This window comes from Treponema sp. OMZ 788 (assembly GCF_024181245.1).
Lineage (GTDB): Bacteria > Spirochaetota > Spirochaetia > Treponematales > Treponemataceae > Treponema_B.
The window spans coordinates 2,354,541-2,380,970 of the sequence record NZ_CP051199.1; the positions used below are offsets into that span (position 1 = coordinate 2,354,541).

At 36.7% G+C, this 26,430-nt stretch carries 24 protein-coding genes; 11 read left to right on the plus strand and 13 right to left on the minus strand.

From position 1 onward, the window contains the following. Nucleotides 1-4: 4 nt before the first annotated feature. Nucleotides 5-1,165: a galactokinase gene (locus tag E4O00_RS11710; protein ID WP_253677536.1), complete on the minus strand. Its 1,161-nt coding sequence runs from the start codon at nt 1,163-1,165 to the stop codon at nt 5-7. An 86-nt stretch (nt 1,166-1,251) separates the two neighbouring features. Here E4O00_RS11710 and E4O00_RS11715 point away from each other — a divergent pair, with 86 nt between their 5' ends. From E4O00_RS11715 to E4O00_RS11725, 3 genes are read left to right on the plus strand one after another with little or no spacing between them, the layout of a single operon-like run. Beyond that, nucleotides 1,252-1,959: a tRNA 2-thiocytidine biosynthesis TtcA family protein gene (locus E4O00_RS11715; protein WP_253677537.1), complete on the plus strand. Its 708-nt coding sequence runs from the start codon at nt 1,252-1,254 to the stop codon at nt 1,957-1,959. Nucleotides 1,960-2,007: 48 nt separating this feature from the next. Continuing rightward, entirely contained in the window at nt 2,008-2,229 is a 222-nt protein-coding gene (locus E4O00_RS11720; RefSeq protein WP_253677538.1) for a DUF1902 domain-containing protein, read from the plus strand. After that, entirely contained in the window at nt 2,229-2,423 is a 195-nt protein-coding gene (locus tag E4O00_RS11725; protein ID WP_253677539.1) for a type II toxin-antitoxin system HicA family toxin, read from the plus strand. Before E4O00_RS11720 ends, E4O00_RS11725 begins: the two co-directional genes overlap by 1 nt. A gap of 13 nt (nt 2,424-2,436) precedes the next feature. On the opposite strand, the gene arcA is transcribed toward E4O00_RS11725, so the two are convergent. The 4 genes from arcA to E4O00_RS11745 form a co-directional block, all read right to left on the minus strand. After that, nucleotides 2,437-3,669, minus strand: a complete 1,233-nt coding sequence (arcA, locus tag E4O00_RS11730; protein ID WP_253677540.1) for an arginine deiminase — start codon at nt 3,667-3,669, stop codon at nt 2,437-2,439. 70 nt (nt 3,670-3,739) lie between these two features. Continuing rightward, on the minus strand, nt 3,740-7,123 hold the full coding sequence (locus tag E4O00_RS11735) for a UvrD-helicase domain-containing protein (RefSeq protein WP_253677541.1): 3,384 nt from the start codon (nt 7,121-7,123) through the stop codon (nt 3,740-3,742). Between the two features lie 21 nt (nt 7,124-7,144). Continuing rightward, a complete protein-coding gene (locus tag E4O00_RS11740; RefSeq protein ID WP_253677542.1) occupies nt 7,145-7,822 on the minus strand; it encodes a PD-(D/E)XK nuclease family protein in 678 nt (225 codons plus the stop codon). Then, complete coding sequence (locus tag E4O00_RS11745) at nt 7,815-9,953, minus strand: PD-(D/E)XK nuclease family protein (RefSeq protein ID WP_253677543.1); 2,139 nt, start codon at nt 9,951-9,953, stop codon at nt 7,815-7,817. The genes E4O00_RS11740 and E4O00_RS11745 overlap by 8 nt, the downstream gene beginning before the upstream one ends. Nucleotides 9,954-10,078: 125 nt before the next feature. On the opposite strand from E4O00_RS11745, the gene trkA reads away from it, so the two are divergent. Together trkA and E4O00_RS11755 are read left to right on the plus strand one after the other, a co-directional pair. Beyond that, complete coding sequence (gene trkA / locus E4O00_RS11750; RefSeq protein ID WP_253677544.1) at nt 10,079-11,479, plus strand: Trk system potassium transporter TrkA; 1,401 nt, start codon at nt 10,079-10,081, stop codon at nt 11,477-11,479. A gap of 8 nt (nt 11,480-11,487) precedes the next feature. Beyond that, entirely contained in the window at nt 11,488-12,930 is a 1,443-nt protein-coding gene (locus E4O00_RS11755) for a TrkH family potassium uptake protein (RefSeq protein WP_253677545.1), read from the plus strand. Nucleotides 12,931-12,960: 30 nt separating this feature from the next. Here E4O00_RS11755 and E4O00_RS11760 read toward each other — a convergent pair whose 3' ends face one another. From E4O00_RS11760 to E4O00_RS11780, 5 genes are all read right to left on the minus strand, one after another. Then, a complete protein-coding gene (locus E4O00_RS11760) occupies nt 12,961-13,761 on the minus strand; it encodes a transglutaminase-like domain-containing protein (protein WP_253677546.1) in 801 nt (266 codons plus the stop codon). A gap of 97 nt (nt 13,762-13,858) precedes the next feature. Then, the gene (locus E4O00_RS11765) at nt 13,859-14,515 is read right to left on the minus strand and encodes an IPT/TIG domain-containing protein (protein WP_253677547.1); all 657 of its coding nucleotides are present in this window, start codon (nt 14,513-14,515) and stop codon (nt 13,859-13,861) included. A 115-nt stretch (nt 14,516-14,630) separates the two neighbouring features. Beyond that, nucleotides 14,631-15,311, minus strand: coding sequence for an anti-sigma factor family protein (locus E4O00_RS11770; RefSeq protein ID WP_253677548.1), 681 nt, complete (start codon nt 15,309-15,311; stop codon nt 14,631-14,633). After that, nucleotides 15,295-15,837, minus strand: a complete 543-nt coding sequence (locus E4O00_RS11775; protein ID WP_253677549.1) for an RNA polymerase sigma factor — start codon at nt 15,835-15,837, stop codon at nt 15,295-15,297. The genes E4O00_RS11770 and E4O00_RS11775 overlap by 17 nt, the downstream gene beginning before the upstream one ends. A 44-nt stretch (nt 15,838-15,881) precedes the next feature. After that, complete coding sequence (locus E4O00_RS11780; RefSeq protein ID WP_253677550.1) at nt 15,882-17,360, minus strand: cysteine--tRNA ligase; 1,479 nt, start codon at nt 17,358-17,360, stop codon at nt 15,882-15,884. A 60-nt stretch (nt 17,361-17,420) separates the two neighbouring features. Between E4O00_RS11780 and murB the strand changes: the two genes are divergently transcribed. Together murB and E4O00_RS11790 are read left to right on the plus strand one after the other, a co-directional pair. Beyond that, nucleotides 17,421-18,392, plus strand: coding sequence for a UDP-N-acetylmuramate dehydrogenase (gene murB / locus E4O00_RS11785; RefSeq protein WP_253677551.1), 972 nt, complete (start codon nt 17,421-17,423; stop codon nt 18,390-18,392). Nucleotides 18,393-18,560: 168 nt separating this feature from the next. Further along, the gene (locus E4O00_RS11790) at nt 18,561-18,704 is read left to right on the plus strand and encodes a hypothetical protein (RefSeq protein WP_253677552.1); all 144 of its coding nucleotides are present in this window, start codon (nt 18,561-18,563) and stop codon (nt 18,702-18,704) included. A gap of 109 nt (nt 18,705-18,813) precedes the next feature. On the opposite strand, the gene E4O00_RS11795 is transcribed toward E4O00_RS11790, so the two are convergent. Together E4O00_RS11795 and E4O00_RS11800 are read right to left on the minus strand one after the other, a co-directional pair. Beyond that, nucleotides 18,814-19,458 carry an ATP-binding protein gene (locus tag E4O00_RS11795; protein ID WP_253677553.1) on the minus strand — a complete coding sequence of 215 codons (645 nt, stop codon included), beginning with the start codon at nt 19,456-19,458 and terminating at the stop codon, nt 18,814-18,816. Continuing rightward, on the minus strand, nt 19,394-20,116 hold the full coding sequence (locus E4O00_RS11800) for an ATP-binding protein (protein ID WP_253677554.1): 723 nt from the start codon (nt 20,114-20,116) through the stop codon (nt 19,394-19,396). The genes E4O00_RS11795 and E4O00_RS11800 overlap by 65 nt, the downstream gene beginning before the upstream one ends. A gap of 163 nt (nt 20,117-20,279) precedes the next feature. Here E4O00_RS11800 and nox point away from each other — a divergent pair, with 163 nt between their 5' ends. From nox to E4O00_RS11820, 4 genes are all read left to right on the plus strand, one after another. Next, nucleotides 20,280-21,614, plus strand: a complete 1,335-nt coding sequence (nox, locus tag E4O00_RS11805; protein ID WP_253677555.1) for a H2O-forming NADH oxidase — start codon at nt 20,280-20,282, stop codon at nt 21,612-21,614. Nucleotides 21,615-22,064: 450 nt separating this feature from the next. Beyond that, a complete protein-coding gene (locus E4O00_RS11810) occupies nt 22,065-22,967 on the plus strand; it encodes a Fic family protein (protein ID WP_253677556.1) in 903 nt (300 codons plus the stop codon). 72 nt (nt 22,968-23,039) lie between these two features. After that, nucleotides 23,040-23,240, plus strand: coding sequence for a hypothetical protein (locus E4O00_RS11815; protein ID WP_253677557.1), 201 nt, complete (start codon nt 23,040-23,042; stop codon nt 23,238-23,240). 22 nt (nt 23,241-23,262) lie between these two features. After that, nucleotides 23,263-24,342, plus strand: coding sequence for a site-specific DNA-methyltransferase (locus E4O00_RS11820; protein WP_253679725.1), 1,080 nt, complete (start codon nt 23,263-23,265; stop codon nt 24,340-24,342). On the opposite strand, the gene E4O00_RS11825 is transcribed toward E4O00_RS11820, so the two are convergent. Beyond that, nucleotides 24,332-26,302 (minus strand): alpha/beta hydrolase family protein, encoded by a 1,971-nt coding sequence (locus E4O00_RS11825; protein ID WP_253677558.1) that lies wholly within the window; start codon nt 26,300-26,302, stop codon nt 24,332-24,334. The two genes, E4O00_RS11820 and E4O00_RS11825, sit on opposite strands and share 11 nt — an antisense overlap. Nucleotides 26,303-26,430: the final 128 nt, after the last annotated feature.

The following is a 26,430-nucleotide window of genomic DNA, read 5'->3' on the forward strand; positions in this document are numbered from 1 at the left end:
TACCTCAAGATAGAATTCGTCCATCGTGTCTTTTTTTTACCAAGGCAAGAATAAAGCAGCCTTCAGTATTTCCGATTAACTTTGCTCCGCGGCAGCCGCTTTGAATAATAGCGGTTTCAAAAAGAATGTTCTGTTCGGCACTCATAAGCTCAAAATCATCCCTCATCGAAATATGGGATTCACAAAGGAGTTTCCCTAAAAGATCCATGTCGCCGTTTTTTAAGGCTTTTACAGCCTTAGAGACTCTTGCGTTTTCGGTAATGCAATGCTTTACCCTCCGCAATATTCTCTTATCAAAAAAACTGGGCTGATAGTAGGTATAATCCGCCTCGGTTATTTCGCAAAGGTGATCCAAGTCCAATTTTTTTTGCAAAATATGCAAACCCTCTTCACACTCTATGTAGCGGATATTGGAGGATGCCCTATAAGCATCCCTGTTTGAGCGGGTACCGATTAGTACGATTCCATATTCTCCTAAATTTAATGGCAAACTTAAAAAAGAAAGATCCCTAGAGTCAAGCAAATTAAGGGTATCTTGTTTTGCCGAAAAGGACGATATCTGATTTGATAGGCCCCTCTTTGTGTTTAAGACTTCATGTTCCGCTTCCAGACACAAAGAGGCTATAGTTTTAAAATTTTCTTTAAGCTTAAATAAGGATAAAAGTCCTGTGCAAAAACCTGCTTCAAAGGCCGGTAATGAGGTTTGCCCTGTTTTAAAGCGGACCTTATCTAAACCTAAGATATCAAAGCCGGTCAAAGGATTTTCAAAATGCTTATTAATTTTTTGTACAGTCAAAAGAATGATATTGAATATTAAATTTGTAGAACCCTCTTCTTGCCTGCTGTCAGGCTTTTGATTTTTTTCAGCTTGTCCGCTTATAAGGCCTTCAAATTTTTTGTTCAGAACCAGATCAGTTAAAGAAATTTTATCGGTATTATTTTTTTTCATAAAAAAATAAATCGGCTTATCTAAACATAAGTTTAAAACATTTCCGCCGTTATAATCCAGCTCTTCGCCCATGAGGGTCAAGCTGACAGGAGAAGCAATTAAAATTCCTTCTTTCGGAGAAACTCCATAGATCTCATCAAAAAGCTTTTTAAGCTCAAGTTTTAATTCATCTTCTCCCATGTTTTCCAAATTTTTTATATCCGCATTAAAATCCATAAAAAACCTCCCTTTAATTATCGGCAGACAGCACAGTAAAACAAAAGCCATTGTCTTTTTTTTAAAAAAAGATTATTCTCAATTTCATGGCAAATCCCAAACTTTTTAGAACAATAGACAGAGCTGTTTTTGATTATAATATGATAGAAGAAGGAGACCGTATTTTGCTTGCTGCTTCAGGAGGAAAGGACTCTACGGCCTTGGCCGAATATTTTTCGATGCGCTTAAAGCGTCCGTCTCCTCATTTTGAAGTTCACGCTATGCACGTTGCAACCGATGTTGCACCTCCGTTTTCTCCTGAGCTTATAAAAATGTTTGAAAGCTGGAATATTCCGCTCACCATAAAAACCGTTTCGGTTTTGGGAAGATTAAAACCCAACGAAAAGATGAATTGCTGGTGGTGCTCAACCCAAAGGCGAACCGAGCTGAATAAATTTGCCATGGAAGCCGGCTTTAATAAGATAGCCTTGGGCCATCATCTGGACGACATTTTGGAAACCCTTTTGATGAATTCCTTGGAAAAGGGAATTTTATCTACAATGCCCCCTGTCTTAAAATTCGAAAAATATCCGGTTACCATGATAAGGCCACTCTGCCTTGCAGACCTCCCCATGATTATCCGCCATGCAGAGCAGACCGGCTATATCTGCTCCACCTGTACCTGTAATTTTCAAGAAAACTCCGCCCGAAAAACAGCCCGCTCAAGACTTGACAGGCTGACCGGCGGCTCCTACAAATTAAAAATAAACCTTTTTAATTCCCTAAAAAATATCTTACCCGAATATTTACCGTAAAATAGTTTATACTTGTAAAAATATCCGGCCTATGATAAACTTATAGTTATGGAATATGTCATTAAAATAAACTGGGATAACGAAGCCGGAGTATGGATAGCAACAAGTGATGATGTGAGAGGGCTTGTGCTTGAAAGCGGTTCGATCGATGCCCTCATGGAGAGGGTACGATATGCCGTGCCTGAGCTCCTCCAAGAAAATAATCAGCTTCCCCATGATCAAACCACATTGCACTTTTGTGCCGAAAAATCCGAACGGATGTACGCGTAATGGCTCAGTATGAAAAAATTGTGAGAGAAATCTTGCGTAAAAACGGATGCAGTTTTGTAAGACACGGCAAGGGTGACCATGACATTTGGTATAGTCCGATAAGCGATTGCCGTTTTACTGTTGACTCAAAAATAAAATCACGGCATACCGCTAATGCCATTATGAAGCAAAGCGGTATAGACCATAAGTTTTAATCTTTATATAAAGCTAGCGTATATCCTCTCTCAATAAGGGCATACTCATACAGCGGGGGCCGCCTCGGCCGCGGGAAAGTTCGCCGCAGGGCATTTCGAGGACTTTTAAGCCCTTCTTGTTTAAGATTTCGTTTGTAACATCGTTTCTTTCGTAAACGACTATTGTTCCGGGGTTTATGCAAAGAGTGTTGGATCCGTCGTTCCACTGTTCACGTTCGGCTGCAATCTTGTCCCCGCCTGCACATTGGATGAGCTCAATTTTCCCGGCACCGGTATATTTTTCAAGAACATTTTCTAAGGTAGAGTCAATCTGCTTTACATTGAGTTCACCCTTTTTTGCTCCTCTGGTAATTTCAAAGACTCTTAAAGGACCTAAAATTCCGGGATGGATGGTAAACTTATCAAAGTCTATCTGAGTAAATACGGTATCCAAGTGCATAAAGGCCCTAATTGCAGGAATCTGAAAGGCCAGGATAGTTTTTATGGGAGAAGACTCATCATCAAAAATATTGTTTGCGATGGAATCTATAGCATTGGCCGATGTCCGCTGCGAAAGGCCTATAGCCAAAACTTCTTTACCGATATTTAATATGTCCCCTCCTTCAATACTGGGGGCATCATAACGGTTATAAAATTTCTTTACCTTTCCTGCATATTCCGGATGATGATCAAATATATATTCACCGTAAATAGTTTCGCGGCATCGGGTTACGGAGTACATCTTATTTAAGCTCACTCCGTTTCCTATACATGCAAAGGGGTCTCGTGTAAAGTAGAGGTTAGGCATGGGGTTTATAAGCATGGAACCGGAATCCAAAACATAGTGGGCAAGCGAATGGGTGTTCTTAAACGGTATCTCGTTTGCGTTCACTCCTTCCATTGTTTTTAAGATAAGTTCTTTTGGGTCCTTGATTGCATTCAGAAAATCGTAGATCATTTTTTGATAGTATTCAGAATGCACATCAGCTTCTTTAATATACTGTTGTATAAATTTTTCTCGGATTTCTGCACTTTGAGAAACAGCCTCGGCGGCTAAGTTCTCAAGATATACTACCTCAACTCCGTTTTTAGACAAAATATCGGCAAATGCATCATGTTCTTTTTGGGCCATTTTCAAAAACGGAATATCGTCAAACAAGAGCTCATCAAGTTTATCGGGTGTAAGATTTAAAAGCTCTTTTCCGGGACGGTGCAGGAGCACCTTTTTTAGTTTTCCTATTTCGCTTGTAACATTTATGACAGCCATGCAATTCTCCTAAGTCTGGTAATATTTCGGATTTTACAAGATAAAGGCAAAGAATTCAATAGGGAAGAATTTATGTCTCAAGCTCAACACAATTCCCCGTCTTTAGATAGAAGATAAAAGTTTTCACTTCGGCTTTTGTAAGATCATATGCAGCTTTTTTATAAATTTTCAGCTGAGTTAAGTGTGCTTCGGGATTTTCTAGTTCATCGGTTTTATAATCGACAACATAGGCTGTTTTATCTTTTTTAAAAAGCAAGTCTATCTGGCCGCTTACAATTTGCCCATCATACTCTGTTAAAAAGCCGTATTCGCTTTTTAAGTATTCTGCATCTTTTGCAAGAGCATACATATCCGAATTAAAAAAATTATCGGCCCAAGCATAAATCTTTTTTCTTTCAGTTTCGGAGTGCCCTTTAGGATAAACAAATTCCTTATTTAAAAGACGGGCTTCGATTAGGGCATGGGTAAGAGTTCCAAGCTCGGCAGCAGTAAATTCTTTTTGCTCATTCATATTTTTAGAAGACTCAGGAAGCTTGTCTTTTTCGGAAGTAAAAGAATAAACAGATTCTTCTCCTTGCTTTTTGTTTACCACATTAGCAAGACCTGTGGCAGTTATTATCTTTTTTTCTGCAAGATTGAATTCTTTTACTTTAGAAGAAGCAAAAAGTTTTTCAAAATTTATTTTTTCTCTCCGTTCTTTTTTTAAATTGTTAAATAAATTCTGTCTTTCAATCGGTAAAAGTTCATTAAAGATAATATCTTCATGCGCATCGGGAAGAGCCGGTAAGAGTAATTCAAAAAAGCTTTTCTTTCCATTTTCTTGAGAAATCTTTATTAATTGCTTCATATCTGAAAGGGTTCTAGAGAATTCCGATATATCCTGTTCATTTTTAGATGAGCTTTGGGGGTTCTGAGAATCATCATCTTCATCCACATTATTAGCTACCCCGCTAATTATAAGATAAGATTCGGCTCTGGTTGCTGCAACATATAAAAGTCTTTTTGTTTCGGCTAACTGTTTTGACTTTTCTTCTTCTCGTAAAGCGTCAAAGATTAAATTCATTTGCTTAGGCAAACCCGGTATTTGCGGTGTATATAAAACAGGCCCCATATCTTTATTGTAAGAAAAGAAACCTTTTTGCTGTATAGATTTACCTTCATTTCCGCAATCCGGAACTATAACAATTGGAAACTCCAAGCCCTTGCTCTTATGCACAGTCAAAAAACTCACAGAGTCCTTTTCTCCCTCTAAAGGAATTTCCATATCTTCAAGTCTTTCATTATCTTCAATATGAGAAGCTAGAGAATCTACAAACTGAGAAAAAGTTAATCCGTTTATATCTGCTTGACATGCAAGTTCAAAAAGATAATCATACAAATCTATGTAATGATGATTTTCTTCATTGTTCAATAAGAAATATCTGTAGGCTTCATCATACCAAAGATATGTAACCAATTCACTACACGGCATAGTTAAAACCTGTTTATTTAACCTTGCAAATAAACCGCAGCCTCGTAAATATGCGTTTTTATTTTTTCCGTTTAATTTTTCTGCTAAAGAAATATCAAAGGCCCTTGTGAAATTTAAAAGCAACACTGCAAAGGCATCATCATCAATATTTACAAAAGGCGAATGTAAAACTTGTGCATAAGTTTTTTTATCGGAAGGATAGGCTATAATTTTAAGCATAGCATAAATATCGTTTATAGGGGCATCATTAAATAAACCTCTTTGCTGAACACTTCTATAGGGAATGCCTAAGTTGCGGAAAACTCTTTCGTAAACACTTTGCTTTGTCGAGGCTTTAAGCAAAACGGCAAAGTCACTCCATGAACACGGCCTTGCATTTTTTCCATCCCTAACTTTAAAACCTTGATTATGCAATTCTAAAATTCGTTTTGCAAGATAAAAAGCTTCCGTCTCTATAGGACTCAAGAACCGGCTTTGTTCATCCAATGAAGAAAATCTTTTTTTATCAAAAAACATTATTTCAATTTTAGATTCAACTTCTTTTACGGGAGCCCTCGTTTCAGTCGGAACATATTCCGCTTCATAGGCGGGAACGGATGAGTTTTTTTCCAAGGGTTTATTTATCTCGGAATAAAAAACTTTGGAAAATATTGTATTAAATAAATTGATAAGAGAAGGTTCCGTACGGTAATTTATTAAAAGCCTTGTAGCGGCAAGTCTTTCTTTATCCGAAATATCGTCTGCAAGTTTTCGGAATACGGAAACATCTGCCCCTCTAAAAGCATAAATAGACTGCTTTTCATCGCCCACAAAAAACAATTTATTCGGACAAAGCTCACTTGGAGCAGGAACGGATTTTTCGGAACGCTCAAGTTTTTCTGCAATTAAAAAGAGCAAGTCTCTTTGCTGACTATTGTTATCCTGAAACTCGTCTATCATTATAATGTCTGTATTGTTTTTATAAAAGTTCCGTAAATCTACATCATTGGTTAAAACATCTACAGCAAGCTGAGACACATCCGAAAAAGTTAGAAGGCCTTTTTGTTTTTTTTGATATATATACTCTTCTTGAAGCTCGTCAAGCATAGCAAAAAAAGGCACCAAGCGCTCACGAGCATACTCAAAATTATAAATAGATAAAAGTTTTTGATATATTTTTTTTAATTTTTCTTTTATTTCTTTTACGGTATCGTTTTTACTTCCTTTTCTTGATTTGGAAATTTTATCGACAATAGGGAGCAGTTTAAGAAAAGACTCATCTTTTGCCGACTCTGGAAAATAAGGAAGGGTTGAATACTCACTCATCGCTTCTTCGGTAAAACTTTTAGAAAAATCTTCTTTTCTTATAAATTCAAAAACATCAAAACACTCTGATAAAGTTTTTCTTTCTTCTTCAGTATGATATTTTATTTGAGCCTCTAAACTCTTTTGAAAATCAATGGGTTTTGAAATCAAAACATAATTATTTAATAATTTTGCAAAAAGTCCGTCAACAAAATCATCTATCCCGTTATCTCCTAAAAAAAACTGCATAGTCCTATCTGCCCGCATTTTTAAAAAGAAATCCAATCCTATACGGTAAGCTAATTTTGCAGACTCGTCCTTATCAATCGTAAAATCAGGGGAAACACCGAAGTTTCTACATGCTGTTTTTGCTATCCAATTACAAAAAGAATCTATTGTCGAAATCTTAGCAAGATGAAATTTTTCGATTGCGTTTTTTGCATTAGGATGATCTATTTTTTTTAGTTCGTTGTAAATTCTTTTGTGCATCTCGGCGGCAGCTTTTTCGGTAAATGTTAGGGCGATTATTTTTTCTACACTGACACCCTTTTCAACAACAAAATAAACATATCGGGCAGCCAAAACCTTTGTTTTTCCCGATCCTGCTCCGGCAGCAATTACGGAATTTTCTTCAACAGTTACTGCATTTCTTTGATTCTCATTTAAACTATCAAGCATTTTTTTTATATAATCATTCATCTTAATTTTCTCCAATAAAATTTACTTAACCGAATAAACTGTTCTACAAATATGTTTAAAACGGCATCCACTGCATTCTTCAAATGAAACGGAGGAAGGTTTTGTAAAATCTTGATTCTTCACCAAGTATGCAAACCTTTCAGCCTCTCTGATAAGTGCATCGATTGAAGATTGAAAATCCTCCCGTGTTCTTTCAGATTTACCGCCTTTATTCGGTATAACCTCATTATCGTTTACAACCTTATTTATTTTTTGCTGCACAAAACTTAAAAACCATGCATGTTCTATAGTTTGGTGTAATTTGGATTCCGCCAAAAAAATATACATAGGTATTTGAAAATCGGTTAACTCTATATCTTCCGCATTCAAACCTTCTTTTCCGTAAGCACTATAGGAAGGCAGATTATTTGTTTTATAATCTATAATTACACCGCTCCTTTCATCTTGAGGAAAAGAAGCCCTGTCGATTTTTCCGCGATATAAAATCCCTTCTTTTTCTGTTTCGATCCACTCTTCTACCCATTTGGGTGAATAGCCGTCCAAAAAAGATGCATCGCTTTTTAAAACAAAGTTGACGGCATCCAAAACTCTCCTTTTTAAGGATTGAATAAAGGGCTTTGCCAAAGCCCCTCTAAAATCCATGTATTTTTCTGCGGCATCATCAAATATTAAAGAGGCTCTCTCGATATACTTATCCAAATTTTTTCGAATTAAAATAATTATCTGTCGAACATATCTCCCGATATAGTATTTCCAATACCGTATGGGAAAGCGTACCTATATTTCTCGCATCAAAAATACCGGCATCATAGTTTTCCGAAAAAACGGAAAGCACTTTTTCTAAAAACCATAAAACAGGACATTCGCTAAAAGTCTTTAAATCGGTTTGGCTTAATTTAAGAGCATCGTTTTTAAATAAATTTTCTCTTATATATAAATTTAACTCTTCACTGATGCCGTCATACGAATTTTCCAAATAAGAAAAATATTTTTTTTCTTTTAATTCAGAAAAACTTACTGATGCACTTTTTTGAATTTTATATATTCCAAAAGATCCATCTAAGGCGGCTTTTGTATCTAAAGGATAATCTAATAAAAAAGAATCATATTGTTTTAAATTTTCTATTTTTTTACTTATCCTTTCAGCATTTTTAATTTCTTCCTCTTCAGAAATTTCAAAAAGATTATTTATAATCAAATGCGAATTAAAATTATGAGGGCTAAAACTAAAAACGGTATTGGGAGATTCGGTATATGCTGCAAAAAAATAAGATGATGCATCGGTTTCAAAAACACCTAGAGCTTCTCTTTTGTCCTTACGCAAAAAAGAAAGTTTATTGTAAACAATGTTTGTATGTTCCTGACTGCAATTTAAAATAAAATGATATGTAAAAGGAGTTGCAGCCGCAACCCTGTAAGGAAAGATACTTACTGCAAGACCCGTATTTTGCGGAACATAGATAGCCTTATCCAATTCCGAAATAAAGAACTTAAACCTGTCGGCAGGCATATAGGATCCAAACTTATCTTCCAAATATAACAGTTCTTGCAGGCAAGAAATACAGCGGCCCAAGATTGCATTATCTTTTTCTGAAAAACCGTTTTCATCTATCAAATCTTTTCTAAACAAAAAATAATTTTTTTGCAAATCATTAAAAGTTTTAGATTCGCAGATTTTATTTACGGCATAATAAAAACTATAAAACCAATCTTTTGCCTTTTTCTTTTGCTCCAGTTCAATTTCGTTTTTTTCATAATTTATTTTAAAAGATTCAATCCAAATATTTTTATAAACGGTATCATCCTTGTTTTCTTTCCATGATACAGCACAATTATTCTTTACACCGTAATCTATTAAGGCTGCTGCTCCCTCCATATCTTTCCAAGGAATATGTTTATTTAAAACTATAGGCTTTATAAATTCAAAAGCAAAGCTATTTTGCACGCAATCATAAATAAGCGAAAACAGTTTACCGGCTTGTTCAAGCCCTAACTTAAAACCCGATCGGAATTCTACAGGTATACCTCTAAGATAAAATTCTCTTTTTATATAAGCTGCATAATTTTCAATATCGGGAACACTAACAGAAATTTCATCGGTTCTTACTCCATCATTGAGAAGTTTTTCAATTTGCAAAACAGTATTTTTTAACTCGCTTCTTGAATTTTTATAAATATCGATTAGATTTTCTTTTTGATTAAATTTAGGACATGGAATATATATAATTCCATCTTGCTGATTTAAAAATTCTGCATGTTCGTTAAAATCTTCCATTAGCTCCGGATAAATAATAATATATTTTTTTTGATATGAATAAAATTCCGAAGAAACCCAAGACGGTTCAAACAAAGAATTCTTTTTTAAAAAATCGGCATACTCATTCTTTAAAATAATATAATCCTGCATTTCATCATCATTTGAAAAATCCATACTCTTATCCGCATAGCGTTTTTCAAAATGATCAAGCTGCGGCAAAATCCCTGCAATCCATTCCGAAAATATTGAGCCGGTTTCTGCATAGGCTTCCGGTATAAGGGATTTAAAAAGAGGATTACCTTCTTTTGCTTTTTCGGAATTAAGACGGCTTATATATTGGGCAAAAATTCTGCGTACGGTGTTTGATACCGGAGTTAAAGATGCGGCTTTTGAAACAAGGCAAGACTCCTTAAAGCCGTCCCATGACATATAGTTTTCCGAAGGAACGGTTCCCAATCCGGTAAGATTCAGCGATTTTTGAAACCAAAGTCTTGAAGCAATTCTGGAAGGAAATACAAAAACATTTTCCGAATCTCTTCCATAAGTTTTTATTGTTTGTTCTATTAAATTCATATCGAATATGATTATATCACAAAATATAAAATTTATTAATAGCTTGTCTCTCTTTAATTTAAGAATACCTTAAGAAGAATATTTATGCTCTTTTCAAAAACCCAAATTTGTAGTAGTATAAAAATATGAAAATAATTATAGTTGGCGGCGGTGTTACCGGAACCGAATTAGCCCGCAGGCTGATAAGAAAAAAACATGATGTTGTTCTAATAGAAAGAGATGACGAAACTGCCCGCCATGCAGCAAACAGACTGGATTGTATGGTAGTGCAGGCCGCAGGAAATGATACTCAAATCCTCTTGGATGCAGGTATAAAAAAAGCCGAAGCAATGATAGCCGTAACCGACTCGGATGAACTCAATATGATAATCTGCGGCATCGCGGAAAGCCTTGCTCCCGAAGTTATAAAAATAGCAAGAGTCCGAAATGAAGACTATGTAAAAGCTCTTAATTTTTCGGAAGAAAGAACCCTAGGCATAAACGCCCTTGTTTATCCCGATGAAGAAGCAGCCCTTGCAGTTATTCAGGCGATTGAACACGGAGCTGTCAGCGATATTTTGTCTTTTGAAGATTCAAGCTATGAACTTACACGCTTTAATGTTTGCGAAAAAAGCACCTTGGACGGCCTTGCCGTTTTCGATATCAGAAAATATGTCGACATTCCCTTCATTGTAGTAAGTGTTGAGCAAAACGGAAAAAATAAAATTCCATCAGGAGACACAATTTTAACAGCTGGAACAAGGGTTTCAATTTTAACAAAGCCTGAACACATAAAAAAATTCTACGAGCTTTCAGGATTTCAAACACAAGAATTTAAAAAAATTGCCTTGGTCGGAATGGGACGGATAGGAAAAAGCGTTGCAGAATATTTGCTCAAAAATTCAAAAGGCAAATCATTTCTTTCAAAACTTTTACCTGCAAACTTAAACCAAAAATGGAAAATTTCCATTATAGAACCGAACGATAAAAAAGCAAAAGAAGTTGCAGCCGAATTCCCCGAAGCATCTATATATAAGGCCGATGTAACAGACGAAGCCTTTGTAGACGAGATAGGTCTTGACTCATTCGACTTGGTAATATGCACAACACCTAACTACGAATTCAATATGATAGCGTGTGCATACTTAAAAACACTCGGTGTTTATAAAACAATATCCCTCGTACAAAGTGCCGTACTTGAAAATGTTGCATATAAAATCGGAGTGGATGTTGCCGTTTCTTTTAAAGATGTAGTTGTTGATTCTATAATGAGCCATCTTACAAGTGAAAATGTAACAGGCGTTCACACGATGGGTGACGGAAAACTTGAAATAATAGAATTGCAAGTATCCGAAAACAGTCCGGCGCTTGGACAGAAACTAAAAGATATATCTCAGCATGGTGTATATCTTGTTCTTCTTGTTACCGATAAAGACGGCGAACAAATTCCTACAGGAGATACTCAACTTGAAGCCGGAGATAAAATTGTCTTTATAGTAAGATCTTCGCGAAGCGATGAAATTATAAAAATGTTCGGAGGAAATTAGATTCTAAAATGAAAGCACTTCAATATATCCGAATAATTTTTATGATTTTGGCAATTATCTCGATCAGCTTTATAATCCCGATTGCAACTGCCGTATATGAAAACGAAACTTATTTGATTCCGTCTTTTTTAATTCCTACAGCCTTTATATTTTTAATTGCGGCAGGATTTTTCTTTTTCTTAAGGAACAAAAAAGTTAAACTTTCAATTTCAGGCGGAATAATCCTCGTTGCTGCAGCATGGATATCGGCAGGTATCTTGGGAGCAATACCTCTTTTTATTTCAGGCGTAATCCCAAACTTTGCAGATGCCGTCTTCGAATCGGTATCCGGCTTTACAACAACGGGAGCAACAATTCTTACCGATGCGGAAGCCTGCCCGATGACAATGCATGTATGGCGAACCCAAATGCACTGGCTTGGAGGCATGGGAATAGTCGCCCTAACCGTTGCCCTTTTTCCTCTCCTGGGCGTAGGCGGCTTTCAACTTATTAAAAGCGAAACAACAGGTCCCGACAAGGGAAAGGTTACGGCAAAGATAACACACACAGCAAAGGCCCTTTGGTTTATTTATCTTGGAATGACTGTAGTACAAATTATCCTTTTGATGACAGCAGGACTCCCATTCCTTGAAGCCCTCTGTCATACATTTGCATCCTTAGGAACAGGAGGCTTTTCAACAAGAAATGCAAGCGTCGGTGCCTTTAATTCTCCGGCTGTAGAAATTATTTGCGCTGTCTTTATGATATTGGCCGGTGTAAACTTCAGCCTTTATTTTCATCTTTTTACGGGTCATCCGGAAGAGTTTTTCCATAATTCGGAACTCAAATCATATTTAAAAATAGTCGCCGTTTCAACCGTATTAATTACAGTTTCTATCTATCCAATTTACGGAATCGGCGGAGGTTTGCGGCAAAGCTTTTTTCAGGTTGCATCCATAATCACAACAACAGGATTTTCTACGGCCGACTATAATACATGGCCGGAATTTGCAAAGATGATTCTGTTTTTTTTGATGTTTGTCGGCGGTTGTTCAGGTTCAACGGCCGGAAGCGTCAAGGTAATCCGCTGGATGATTTTGCGAAAGCAAGCAGGAATAGAAGCAAGAAGACTTTTAAGCCCGCATGGTGTTTTCGGCATTCAGCTTAATAACCGCCCGGGAAGAAAGGACATAGTATACAGCGTCGCAGGATTTATGTTTTGCTATTTTCTTTTAACTCTTATAGCAGCTCTGGCGGCAGCCGCTGACGGAGCAGATTTATTGAGCAGTATTACCGCATCATTGGCAATGATAGGTAACATCGGCCCCGGATTTGGAAAAGTGGGCCCGGCAGGAAACTTTGCATTTTTTTCATCCCCGGTAAAGATTTTCTTTTCTTTTGTAATGTTGGCAGGCCGATTGGAATTATATACAATGATAATCTATTTTATGCCGGCCTTTTGGAAAAGATAAAAAGCCGCCTTTACAATGCGGCTTTTAAACTTAATAAATTGCTATTATATTCGGCGTACGCCAAACGGAATTGTATTTTGTAAGACCCGAAAATTCTTCCCAGCCGTTATAAAAGGCATAACTTCGTTCTTTCGATACCATTGTACTATTGGAAGCCATAGGAGACTGAATATTTTCCCCGCGGGAAAACGCAACCCTAAAAGCATCTAAGTTACCGAAGTACCAGTTTTCGCTTTGGGAAACGCCCATATCAAACGGAACCGACTTGGCCAACCCCAAGTCTACAGGAACCCATCCGAAGCCTTCCAAATAAAACTCTGCCCACCAGTGAAGATAAACAGTTTGTGAAACATCAGTTATAATACCGGCAATCGGTTGTGCAGGTATGCCGGCAGCCCTTGCAAGAGCTGCAAACAAAATGGCTGTATCATAGGTATCGGCTTTTTTTTCTATCAAAGCATTCACAGGTAATGACCCAGAATTCAATATAGAAGCCGGAATGATGTCTACATTTTTCAATAAATAATTATATATGCGTCTAGCCTTATTGTAAGGATTTTTTTCATTTTGAACAATTTCCGATGCGGTCTTTTGAATGACAGGATCATTAGAGGGTATAAGCTCAGTAGCTATGGCATAATTATCGTAGATAGCCTTGTTTTGCCGAGAGTTTACTCTTACATTAACCGGATTAATCCTTGTATTTACCTCATAGGTGTTTAGGCCGTACTCTTGCCGTATGTGAATTTTTGTAGAAGAATTTACATTTTCATATTGATGAATTGAAGCCCCCTGATAGTCGGCAACAAAGGGAGCCGGCAAAATCGACAAGACCTTAACATCCCTTTGAGAATAGGATTGAATCGGCAGCGGAACCTTTATAAAAAGAGAATTTTTTTCTGCAGCCTCGACATTCGAAATATCGACTTCAGCAGCAACTGCAAAATTCTTTTTTGTTGGAGTAGGTTTTTGTGCCTATCTTGTTTTTTACTCTAAATGGAACAGAGTTGCTGGCACCGGATGCCGTTACAACCAAAAGCATTCCCGAATCAGCTCCATCCGGAACTCTTACATGAAGCTCCTCGTTTGACCAAAGCACAAAATCATAGTCATAGTCTGAACATCGGGCTGCTTCTATGTCTTCTTTTTTTTCAACTTGCTCAATCATTGAAGAATTAAAATCGGAAACAAACAAAACTTGAGAGCTGCCTCTTGTTTCTCCAAAATTTTCGCCTGAAATTTTTATGATACTGCCGACCTCGGCAAAATCCTTGTCCAAAGCAATAATTGAAGGAATACCGCCTGAATATGCCTTTTCTTTTATTAAGGGAATTGATGAAACTGAAGCCATAAATGACGGCTGAGATTTTTTGTTTTGAACGGCAACATATACTATGCCGCCGTTTTGATATTCAGGATACTTAAAAACGATTTTTGTATCGGTCCAAATACTGCAATTTTCTGCTTGGATAATTGCATCTCCAATTTCAATCCACGATGAGTCTATTTCGTCCCCAAAATAAGAACCTTCTATGATTATTTCTTCGCCGGCAGAAGCGATAGGAGGTGTAATTTTATTTATCAAAGGGTACTTGGATGTCAGAGAACTTAAATATAAAATAAAAGCCGCAAGACCGCAAAATATAAGCAGAAATACAAAAAATCTAAAAATAAAAAACTTTCTAAATAAATAACTAAATCTATTGCCCATTTTTTAATGAAGTAAGAGTTGTTGCTTTTTGAGCGTTAAAAAATAAAGCCTCAGGTTCTATTTTTTGATTTAATATATCAAATTCCTCTTTACCTAAAGAGGGTAAATATAAATTTGCATATTTGCTTAAATTGATTCCCTGCTTTTTACCTTCAAAAATTAAAACATCTTCATTTATACCCAAAACATTAGACACATTTAACTTGAATTTATTTACCGGTTTTAAATCATTACCTAGTTTAAAATCACTAACGATGTGGTCAATAGGCTTAAGCTGTCCTTCAGCAACAGAGTCTGATGGAGCTAAGGTTTTTCGGGTACTAAGCATAATAACCGGTGTAAGAACAAAAAGAAACAAGGCAGCCGCTGCTAAGGCAGGAATTGGTATCTTATTCGATTTATAAAACCAGCTTGTCGGCTTGTTCTTGTTGATCTCCATTCTTTTTAAGCAATCCTGCCTTTTGGCATAAAGCTTAAGAAAAGAGCCGTCAAGATCCAGTTCAGGAAAAGAATTTTCAGACAGCTTTAGACTTATTTTTTTATATGAGTCCGCAACAATACTACATTTTTCACACGAAGCCAAGTGAGCTTCTATTTGTTCTTTCCAAGGGGATTGTAACTCTCCATCAACATAAGCTGAATATAAATCTTTATCAGGGCATGTAGACATCGCTTTCTCCTATATGTTTCGCTAATTGTTCTCGAGCTCTAAAAACTCGAACCTTCACGTTACCTTCACTTATTCCGAGGATACTCCCTATCTCCTTATAATTCAAACTGCCGTATTCTTTTAGCTGTAAAACAGCCCTCAAGTTTTTAGGCAATTTTTCAAGAGCAGCTTGAACAGAGTTTATAGATTCCTGCTTCAAGACTATCTCTTCTCCAGTATCGACCTTTCGAGTATCTTCCTTTAATGCTTTAGCATAAGCCTTTCGCTCCCGACCGCACCTTTTTACATGGTTAAGAGATGCATTTCGTGTAACCCTAATCAGCCAATACTTAGCATCATCCATAGACGGAAATTCCATCTTTTTTTCGGTCATTTTGATCAAAGAATCATGGCATATATCCTCTGCTATGTCCCCTTCTCTGACTATATTGTAAGCTACTTTATAAATAACGGGCATGAGGGATTCATACATAGATCTAAAGTCTTCATCTGATGTTGCCCTCAAAACACCTTTCTCCTTAAACATTCTGAACTCCAAGACGTTACAGTTTTATTAAAAAATCATTTAATTTATAATTTTTTCCACGTTGTTTTCCCGGCCTGATCTTCAAGGATGATACCCATGCCCCTCAGCTTATCCCGAATTTCATCAGCCAGTTTATAGTTTTTGTCAAGTTTTGCCGAAGTTCTCTCTTCAATGAGCTTGATAATTTCAGCCTCATCTATCTCAAGAGAATGTTTATGGTTAAGAATGTTAAAAGCCTCTTCAATCAGTTTGATACCTAAAACCGAATCCATAACAGCAAGAGCCGTTAAAACATCCTTTTGCGGAATATCCTTTTCCTTTATCAAAAGCTGTAGTTCCGATAGAGCTTTTGGAGTGGATAAGTCATCTTCCATGGCGGCCGTAAAATCATCAAAATAGCCGCATACTATCTGATTGGTAATTTTTTCCTTTGCAGTTTTTAGATCAACGGATTCCGTTAAGGCTATATAATCCTTGACCTCTGCTTCGGATAAACCTTCCATCAGTTTAGATACCCTCATATTCAAGTTTTTTCTGCCGTTTTTTGCCGTTTCCATAGCCTCCCATGAAAAGGTAAGCTGGCTTCGGTAATGCCCGCCCAAAAGTAAGAAACGGTAATCAAGGGGAGAAAAACCTTTTTTGATAACATCTTCCAAAATGATAAAGGAACCGGCAGACTTGGACATCTTACCCTTGTTCATAACAAGGAATTCGTTATGCAGCCAATACTTTACCCATTTTTTCCCCGTAGCTCCCTCGGACTGAGCTATTTCGTTGGTGTGATGCACCCTTATATGATCGATCCCGCCCTTGTGGATATCTATTTGCTCTCCTAAGTACTTCATACTCATGGCAGAGCATTCAATATGCCAGCCGGGATAGCCTCGTCCCCAAGGCGAATCCCAAACAAGGGCTTGATTTTCAAACTTGCTCTTTGTAAACCAAAGAACAAAGTCATGGGGGTTGCGTTTATTTTTATCTATTTCGATACGGGCTCCGGCTTTAAGATCTTCAAGTTTTATGTTGGCCAGCTCACCGTAACTGGGGAATGTAGAAATATCATAGTAGAGGTTTCCTCCGGCCATGTATGTGTGGCCGTTTGCTTCGATTCTTTTTATAAGCTCTATCATTTCGTTTATATGCTCGGTAGCCTTGCAGACAATACCAGGCCTTTCAATATTCAGTCTTTCAGTATCATTAAAAAAGGCCTTGGTATAAAATTCTGCAATTTCAAGAACCGACTTACCTCGTTCTTCTGCAGATTTTACCATCTTGTCCTCGCCCGAATCTTCATCATCAGTAAGGTGGCCTACATCGGTTATATTCATAACATGGGTAACATCATAACCTAAAAATCTCAAGGTTTTAACAAGGATATCTTGAAAAACATAGGTGCGTAAGTTTCCTATATGTGCATAGTCATAAACGGTAGGTCCGCATCCGTAAACACCGGCCTTGCCTTCATGGATGGGAACAAATTCTTCTTTTTTGTTACCCAGAGTATTATACAATTTTAAGCTCATACCTAGTCTCCTTCTATATCACTTGCTATTTCAATACATAATAAAGTATACTGACATTTAATGAATAATCTATTTAGTATACTTCATAATACCCCTTTATTTCAAGAGGGAACTATAGAATTCGATAAACCTATAAAACCTCTTACATCATATAAGATCGGGGGCTCGGCAGAGGCAGTTTTTTTTCCGAAAACTGAAGAAAATTTAAAAGAAGCCCTGATTTTCCTTAGTAAAAATAAGATTCCGGCCTCTTTAATCGGAGGCGGAACAAATATTCTTGTCTCGGATAAGGGGTTTAAGGGCGTTTTAATAAGTCTAAAAAACTTAAACAAGATAGAAATTGTAAGCGAATCCCAAGGCAAGATTTTTGTAAGAGCCGGGGCCGGAGTTTTGATTGATGATCTAACAAAATGGGCCGCAAACAATTCCGTTTCGGGCTTGGATGCTTTTGGCGGCCTTCCCGGAACTGTAGGCGGAGCCTTATTTATGAATGCCCGCTGTTATGATGTTTCAATTTCGGATAGGGTAAAATCGGTAAAATATATCTTAGAAGATGATGAAAAAACCCGCTTTGAAGAATATGAATACAAGGCTGCGGATTGGGACTACAAGGTTTCGCCTTTTCAGCCTAGTTCCATAAGTACCGAAATTACAAAAGATAGAAAAATAGTGCTTTCAGCCGTTTTTACTCTGACATATGGAATAAAAGAAGAAATTACTTCAAAAACCGAGGAAAAAATTCAAGATAGAATTTCAAAGGGGCATTTTAAGGCACCTTCTGCAGGAAGCACATTTAAAAATAATCGGACCTTTGGGGTGCCCAGCGGCAAGCTGATAGAGGATGCAGGCTTAAAAGGCCTTTGCGAAGGCGGGGCTCAGGTCGCTCCATGGCATGGGAATTTTATAATTAACAAGGATGGAGCCTCTGCTTCAGATGTGAAAATTTTGATAGAGAAGGTTCAAGAAACTGTAAAAGATAAAACAGGCTTTTTACTTGAACCTGAAGTTATTTTTGCAGGAGATTGGAGTTAGAGTTTTTAGAGTTTACCGCATTAAACCGTAAATTATCGCAATCATTTCTTTAATTTTACATAAAAATACATATAATTCTTTTAAATTCACTTGACTTCTTTTTTACTTTTATGTATATTAGATACATCAAAAGCAGATGAAACTGACAATGTCTTTAAGGAGAAAAAGATGAAAACATTATTTAAACTTATTAAGTCAAACAGAAAAAACGGAATCCCTCAAAGATCTGAAATACTAACACCCCAAGACAAAGTCCACGAACAGGCCCTTGTTTGGAAGGCTCACGTAGGAAGCAATTACTTTACAATCTAATTTTGTAAACATTGTTTAGGCTATAAAATCTTTAGGTAAAGATTTATCCATAAAACTAAAGACCCGCGAAAGCGGGTCTTTTTTTGTCTTTTGCCTGTCATAATAATTTCTATAATATATCTAAATCTGAAGAAGTTTCTTGTAATAAAAATTGTTCCAGACCTATATATAAAATCCCTGTATTATCATGCCTTGGAACAATCTTATCTTTTACAACAATTATCTTCTTAAATGAATCTCCTATTTTTTTTAAAGATGCTGTTTCCTGCTCTTTTTTTTCCTCATCTGCCACAGATAATGCCGATTGAATATAGTATCTTATATGTCCCTTATTTACGACAAAATCAACTTCCAGCTGTATTTTTTTTCTAGATCCATCCTTATTCACTTCATGCTCTACCACTCCTACATCAACATTATAACCTCTTCTCCTCAAATCATTATATATAATGTTTTCCATAATGTGAGTTTCTTCCACTTGCCTAAAATTTAATCTGGCATTTCTAAGGCCTACATCGGCAAAATAATACTTGACCGGTGTGCTAAAATATCGTGCTCCCTTAACATCATAACGCTTTGCACAATACAATACATAAGCCTCCTCAAAATATGCAAGATATTTAGAAATTGTTAAAGAAGAAATCTTTATCCTTTTTTCGGATAAGAATCTTTTTGCTAATTTATTCGGGTTAGTTAAAGATCCGATGGCAGATGATACAAAAGTCCAACAAGGTTTCAAAAATTTCTTTTTCATTTTGAATCTTATGTCTTTCAAGAATATCTTTTAAGTATGTTTCATAAAACAAATCCTTTAAATATTTACTTTTTTCTTCATCGCTCTCCAAAGAAAAAATATAGGGCATACCTCCATAAATAGCATAATCTTGAAAAGCCTGTACTTTATCTTCATACAAATCGTATATTTCAGAAAAAGATAAGGGATTTACATGGATTTCATCACCTCGATCCCTAAATTGTGTCAGAATATCACCAGATAGCATTTTTGAATTACTGCCCGTCACATAAATATCTAAATTTTCAATTTTCATTAAACCAAGAAGTACATCAACAAAGGTAATATTGTTTTCAGAATTTTCAATGTAAGGGTTTTTTACAGTTTCTGATAATTGAATTTCGTCAATAAATATATAGTATTTTTTGTTTTTATTCTTAGCCTTATCTTTTATATATTCATTCAACTTAAATGGGTTTCTATATTCTATATTTTCAATCTCATCTAAGGCGATTGAGATAGTCTGATTTTCTTTTATGCCTTGCGATAACAAATATTCTCGGTATAACTTAAATAGCAAATAAGATTTTCCACAGCGCCTAATACCCGTAATTATTTTAACGCGGCCATTGTCTTTTTTACGGATCAGCTGTTCTAGATAATAATCTCTTTTAATCATCACATGCACCTCAGTCGAAAAATTTAGGTGTATTTCCACCTTTTTTTTCGTATATATAATAACATGGATTGCGTTTTTTTACAATACAATCTGCACCCTATACTAAATAAGAATTTATGTGTAAAATATAAGGGCTGCATTTTAAGGCAGCAAAGGAGCTAAGATGAGCAAAATTGTAGTGGTAGGTGCCAATCATGCGGGAACATCGGCCATTAATTTTTTAACGGATCTTTCAAAAGAAAATGAAGTAGTTGTTTTTGACAAAAACACCAATATCAGCTTTTTAGGCTGCGGAATGGCCCTTTGGATAGGAAATCAAATCAGGGGCTCAGAAGGTCTCTTTTATTCCAATAAGGAAAAACTGGAAGCAAAGGGAGCTAAGGTTACAATGGAAGCCGATATTACCCGAATCGACTTCGATAAAAAAATCGTATACGGAACGGTAAAGTGCTCACAGCCGATTGAAGAATCCTACGATAAATTAATCCTTGCAACAGGTTCAATTCCCATAATGCCTAAGATTAAGGGCATGGACTTGGAAAATGTTCAGCAGGTAAAGATTTTTCAAAACGCCCAAGAGGTTATCGACAAACTAAAAAATCCCGAAATCAAAAATATTGCTGTAGTGGGAGCCGGTTACATCGGTGTCGAACTTGCCGAAGCCTTCCAACGCCATCAAAAAAATGTAGTCCTAATCGATGCAATGCCCTCAAGCCTTTCCAACTATTACGATAAGCCCTTTACCGATTTGATGGATAAAAATCTAAGCGATCACGGAATAAAACTTGCATACAATCAACTCGTTCAAGAGATTAAGGGAACAACAAAGGTAGAAGCCGTTGTTACCGACAAGGGAGAATATCCTGCCGATATGGTAGTGGTCTGCATCGGGTTTAGACCCAACACCGACCTCGGAAAGGATAGGCTTGAAACCTTTAAAAACGGAGCTTATTCGGTCAACCTAAAACAAGAAACAAGCATGAAGGATGTTTACGCCATAGGGGACTGCGCAACCGTTTTCGATAATTCTTTAGGAGAAAAATCATACATCGCTCTTGCAACAAATGCAGTAAGAAGCGGAATTGTAGCCGCCCATAACGCAGCAGGCGTACCCTTAGAAAGCATCGGCGTTCAAGGTTCTAACGGGATCAATATCTATGATTTGAAGATGGTATCAAGCGGTGTTACTGTAGAGCGTGCAAAAAAACTCGGCCTTGACGTTGACTTTACCGACTTTGAAGACTTGCAGCGCCCCGAATTTATGGAACACGATAATCCGCCCGTAAAATTGAGAATCGTATACGACAAAAAAACAAGGGTTATAATAGGAGCTCAAATGGCTTCGACCTATGATATGTCTATGGGCATCCATATGTTCTCCCTTGCAATCCAAGAAAAACTTACTATTGATAAACTTAAACTCTTGGACATCTTCTTTTTACCCCACTTCAATAAACCGTATAATTATATAACAATGGCTGCATTGGGAGCAAAATAAGTTTTAACAATTTGTACGGCTTGTAATTTTAAACGAGCCGTACAATATGTGTTAGTTTAACTACACAGAGTCTAGCAGTTAGGTAATAGTTGTAAATTACATATCATCATATGATGGAGGAAAAATGAAGATGGCTACTTGGAATTTAATGGCTGCAGAGTATTGGTGTAAATTTAAAAGTCAATTGATGAAACAGAATTAAATGTTAATATTTTTGGACAGAAAGTCATACATCAAAAAACGCCGGTTCAAAAAATAATGGTTCAGAATGGGGTAATGCAATATTTGTGAACAAAAGTATTGTACCTTCACCAAAGATATTACTTTAGAATTATTTCCAAATGAAAATGATAATAGCGAATAAACCGTTTTATTGTCGGCAAAATAAAATTGAATTTAAATACATAAATCCGCTTTATATATTGCCGATAATGTGTTATAATATTACCTATGAATAAGATAAAATACATATCTGTTAAAGAAACTGCAAAACACTGGAAAATTAGTGAACGTAGTGTAAGAAATTACTGCTTGCAGGGTAGAATTGCGGGGGCTCTTTTAGAAGGTAAAACATGGAAAATCCCTTCTGATGTAGAAAAGCCTCATCGAAAAACTCGTCATACAGCAAAACAAGATACTCTCTTATCATTTCTTAAACGTGAAAAGGATGCCGGATTGAAAGGCGGAATTTATCACAAAATTCAGATTGACCTTACTTATAACTCAAATCACATTGAAGGTTCAAAACTTACCCACGAACAAACTCGATTTATTTTTGAAACGAGAACTCTTGGCGTTACAGATGAGGTTGTTAGAGTTGATGATATTGTTGAAACAGTAAATCATTTCCACTGTATTGATTTAATAATCGAAGGTGCACATACGAAACTTTCAGAAAGTTTTATAAAACAGCTTCATTATATTCTAAAGTACGGCACAACTGACAGCCGGAAATCATGGTTTAAGGTTGGGGATTATAAAATGCTGGAAAATGAAGCGGGCGGCGATGAAACTACAAAACCTTCTGATGTTGCATCAGAGATGAAATCATTATTAATGGAATATAATTCAAAGTCGGCGATCACTTTTGATGACATCTTAGATTTTCATGTCCGGTTTGAAGCTATTCATCCATTCCAAGACGGTAACGGCCGTATTGGAAGATTAATAATGTTTAAGGAATGTCTTAAACATAATATCGTCCCTTTCATAATTACTGAAGAACTAAAAATTTACTATTACAGAGGAATTAAAAATTGGAAAAATGAAAGAGGTTATTTAAGAGATACATGTCTTACCGGACAGGATTTAATGAAACAATGTTTGGATTATTTTGGTATTATGTATAATTAATTATTATTTTAAGTAATCCTTATTTACCCTATACATTATTGCATAAAAATTCTTTTTATTATATAGTTATTTATGCGTGTTATCGACATGAAACTTTTTACATGGGAAGGAAAAGATCTGGCCGCCCAAAAATTAGAAAATCTATTAAAAAATCAAAATAAATTTATCTTTACCGAAAACAAGCGCAAAAGTTTTAACACAGATATTGCAGAAAATCTTTATATAGAATCAGATAATCTATACGCTCTTCTTTTTTTTACAAAAAGATTATAAAGAAAAAATAAAAATAATATACATTGACCCTCCGTATAATACCGGTAAAAAATTTACTTATGCCGATAATTTTCGAAGCATGACCGAATGGATTAATTATCTTTATATAAGATTAAACCTTGCAAAAAATTTATTGGCTTGTGACGGGCTTATTTTTATAAGCATTGACGATAAGGCCTATCCTTATTTAAGAATCATCCTTGACGAAATTTTCGGTATGGAAAATTTTATTTCTACCCTTGTCTGGAATAACTCGACAGGCGGAGGCTTGAGGAAAAAACATATCAACACATCTCATGAGTACATCGTCTTATATGCCAAGGATAAAACTAAGGCAAAACCCATGACAGCCCCGATGCCTGAAAAGGCAAAAAAAATGTATAAATACAAGGACGATAACGGCCGGCTTTTTAGGTATCAGCAATTTGCGTGGAAAAATAAGACGCAGGCAAAAAATCAAAGATATCCGATAAAAACTCCCGACGGTAATTTTATAATTCCAAAAGAAGGTTATATTTACCGCTTTGTCGAAAAAAGTTTTTTAAACCTTTTAGAAAAAAATTTAATCGTATTTAAAAAAACAGACAAGTCCGTTTTTACGGAAATAAACGGTAATCCTACTCAGTGGACGGTTTGGGTAAAAACCTATCTTGAAAAAGAAGAAAAAACCGTTCCTAAATCGATTCTCCCAACGGAGTATGTTAAAACAAATATACAAAGTGCTTATGAACAAAAAGTTTTATTCGGAGCAAAGCTTTTCGATTACGCAAAACCTGTAAGTCTTTTAAAATATCTTTTTAAACTGGTTCCCGATTCGGAGAATGCGGTTATTTTAGATTTTTTTTCGGGCTCGGCATCAACAGCCCATGCCGTGATGGAACTAAACGCAGAATTTAACGAAAAGCGAAAATTTATTTTGGTACAAAAGGACGAGCCCTGCCCCGAGGACTCCCCTGCCCTCAAAGCCGGCTTTAAAACGATAGCCGAACTGGGCAGGGAAAGAATTATAAGAACCTCCGCCCTAATCCAAAAACGATTCCCGGAAAAAACTTTCGCTTTCAAGTATTTGGAATTAAGCGGAGAGTATCCTCCTACTTTTTAAGATGCTTTTCAAACCAGTTGAAGATCTCGGTTAAGCGGCGGATTCGGTGCTTGGGCTTTCCTGTTCGGGAGAGGTCATGATTTTCCCCGTGGAACAAGACAAACTTTGCTTCACAGCCGTGATATTTAAGGGCCGTAAACATTTGGAAGGCACAGGCTTCAAAACAGCGGTAGTCTTCATCGGATTGAATAAAGAGGGTCGGAGTCTTGCACTTATCGGCATACTTGAGGGGGCTGTGATCCCACATTTTTTCAAAGCCGTTCCAAGGAGTAGCATTTCCGTTTTGATCGGAGTTAAAATAATAACCGATATCGGTCGTACCGAATTTGGAAATCCAGTTTGAAATAGAACGCTGGGAGCAGGCTGCAGCAAAGCGGTTTGTGTGGCCGATAATCCAGTTGGTCATAAAGCCGCCGTAAGAGCCTCCCATAACGCCTACCCTATCCTTATCGATATCCTTGTATTTTTTTAGAACCTCATCGGTTAATTTCATTAAGTCGGAGTAATCGATTGTACCGTACTTGCCCCGAATGTCGGCAAAGGCCCGGCCCATTCCGTCGGCACCGCGAGGGTTTGTATAAAACACAAAGTAGCCTGATTGGGCTAAAAACTGCATCTCGTGATAAAAGATTGAGCCGTAAACAGTCTTAGGCCCGCCGTGGATGGTCAAAATACCGGGATATTTTTTTCCGGCCTTGTAGTTTAAGGGCTTTAAAACAAAGCCGTGAAGCTTAACGCCGTCATTTGTAAACTCGAATTCTTCGGGAACAATCTTTTGAAGTTTTGAAGCGTAAGCATTGTGCTTTGTAAGACAGTTTTCTTTTTCGCCGTCAAAAAGATAAACTTCCTGCAATTCCTGCTTTCTAAACCCGATAAAAAGAATTTTTTCTTCATTAACGGCAAAGCAATCTACCGAGCCCTTTTCTGTAATAACTTGTTTTAAGTTTCCTTTTTCGTCAATGACATTTACAAAAGAAGAATCATCCTCGGTTGTAATAAAATAATATTTTCCGTCTTTGACATGGGAGTTAGCACCGCCCCCGTACCTTGAATCTGAACCTACGGAATTCCATAAACTCTTGTCGTAATCCTTGGGCGAAATCATCTTGGCTCCGGTTCCGGTTTTGGGGATAAGATAAATATCGGCATCTTGATTAACGCCGTATTTTTTTCCGTCGGCACCCGTATAAAGAATTTTGTCTGCGAAGAATTTGGCATCGGCATACATAAAATCTTGACCGGCATTTAAGAGTTTTGCCTTTTTGGTTTTTAAGGGCATGAGCATGAGCTCGTTATAGATGGGCATCTTATCTGTATAAGTAGACTTTGTAAATAAAATCTCTTGGGTCTTTTTATCAAAGTCAAAGCCGTCAACCTGAGTGAACTCATCGGTAAGGGCCGTCCCCTTCATGTTTGAAAGATTATAAACAAAGAGCCTGTTCCTCTTGCGTGAAGTAAAGCCGCCTCCGTTTCTCCAAAAGGGAATCTCTTCAAAGGTCTCATAATCAGCCTCGTCTTTTTTTGCTTCTTCGGCCTTTTCTTTAGGCAGCTTTTTAAAAGGGTCATCCTTCCATGAGTGTAAAACGACAGCCGTCTTTTTATCGGCAAATTCCATTTTTAAAACGGGATGGGGAAAGGTGTAGGCAAGCAAGGCTTCACCGCCCGACACGGGAATAGAATAAACAAAGGTTTTCTCTTTTTCTTCCTTTTCCTTTTTTGTTCTTCTTGCAGAAAAAAGAAGCCTGTCACCGTCAAAGCCGTAAAAAGAATTTACATCCTCGCCCGTCAGCTGTTTGGTCTTTTTTGTTTCCATGTCCAAAAGAAAAAGGGCCTTGTTATAATCGTTTTCGGCTAGGTCGGCATGGGCACACACGTAGGCCGCATACTTTCCGTCTTCCGAAAATTTAACATTGCTTAAAAATGAGTAATTTTTAAAATCGTCCAACTTTATTGTTTTCATAAATTCTCCTCAAATATTCTTGCTAAATTACTATAACACTATTGAGAAGTTTGAACAAGGGGAGGAGGGTGGTAATTGCAGGAGTTATAGGTATGGAAAAGACACAACCTTTTCACATCGCTTGTTGT

Coding starts and splice junctions, on each gene's coding strand:
- E4O00_RS11710 (WP_253677536.1), bottom strand. CDS start 1,165: ATGGATTTTAATGCGGATATAAAAAATTTGGAAAACATGGGAGAAGAT.
- E4O00_RS11715 (WP_253677537.1), top strand. CDS start 1,252: ATGGCAAATCCCAAACTTTTTAGAACAATAGACAGAGCTGTTTTTGAT.
- E4O00_RS11720 (WP_253677538.1), top strand. CDS start 2,008: ATGGAATATGTCATTAAAATAAACTGGGATAACGAAGCCGGAGTATGG.
- E4O00_RS11725 (WP_253677539.1), top strand. CDS start 2,229: ATGGCTCAGTATGAAAAAATTGTGAGAGAAATCTTGCGTAAAAACGGA.
- arcA (WP_253677540.1), bottom strand. CDS start 3,669: ATGGCTGTCATAAATGTTACAAGCGAAATAGGAAAACTAAAAAAGGTG.
- E4O00_RS11735 (WP_253677541.1), bottom strand. CDS start 7,123: ATGAATGATTATATAAAAAAAATGCTTGATAGTTTAAATGAGAATCAA.
- E4O00_RS11745 (WP_253677543.1), bottom strand. CDS start 9,953: ATGAATTTAATAGAACAAACAATAAAAACTTATGGAAGAGATTCGGAA.
- trkA (WP_253677544.1), top strand. CDS start 10,079: ATGAAAATAATTATAGTTGGCGGCGGTGTTACCGGAACCGAATTAGCC.
- E4O00_RS11755 (WP_253677545.1), top strand. CDS start 11,488: ATGAAAGCACTTCAATATATCCGAATAATTTTTATGATTTTGGCAATT.
- E4O00_RS11770 (WP_253677548.1), bottom strand. CDS start 15,311: ATGTCTACATGCCCTGATAAAGATTTATATTCAGCTTATGTTGATGGA.
- E4O00_RS11775 (WP_253677549.1), bottom strand. CDS start 15,837: ATGTTTAAGGAGAAAGGTGTTTTGAGGGCAACATCAGATGAAGACTTT.
- E4O00_RS11780 (WP_253677550.1), bottom strand. CDS start 17,360: ATGAGCTTAAAATTGTATAATACTCTGGGTAACAAAAAAGAAGAATTT.
- murB (WP_253677551.1), top strand. CDS start 17,421: ATGAATAATCTATTTAGTATACTTCATAATACCCCTTTATTTCAAGAG.
- E4O00_RS11790 (WP_253677552.1), top strand. CDS start 18,561: ATGAAAACATTATTTAAACTTATTAAGTCAAACAGAAAAAACGGAATC.
- E4O00_RS11795 (WP_253677553.1), bottom strand. CDS start 19,458: ATGAAAAAGAAATTTTTGAAACCTTGTTGGACTTTTGTATCATCTGCC.
- E4O00_RS11800 (WP_253677554.1), bottom strand. CDS start 20,116: ATGATTAAAAGAGATTATTATCTAGAACAGCTGATCCGTAAAAAAGAC.
- nox (WP_253677555.1), top strand. CDS start 20,280: ATGAGCAAAATTGTAGTGGTAGGTGCCAATCATGCGGGAACATCGGCC.
- E4O00_RS11810 (WP_253677556.1), top strand. CDS start 22,065: ATGAATAAGATAAAATACATATCTGTTAAAGAAACTGCAAAACACTGG.
- E4O00_RS11815 (WP_253677557.1), top strand. CDS start 23,040: ATGCGTGTTATCGACATGAAACTTTTTACATGGGAAGGAAAAGATCTG.
- E4O00_RS11825 (WP_253677558.1), bottom strand. CDS start 26,302: ATGAAAACAATAAAGTTGGACGATTTTAAAAATTACTCATTTTTAAGC.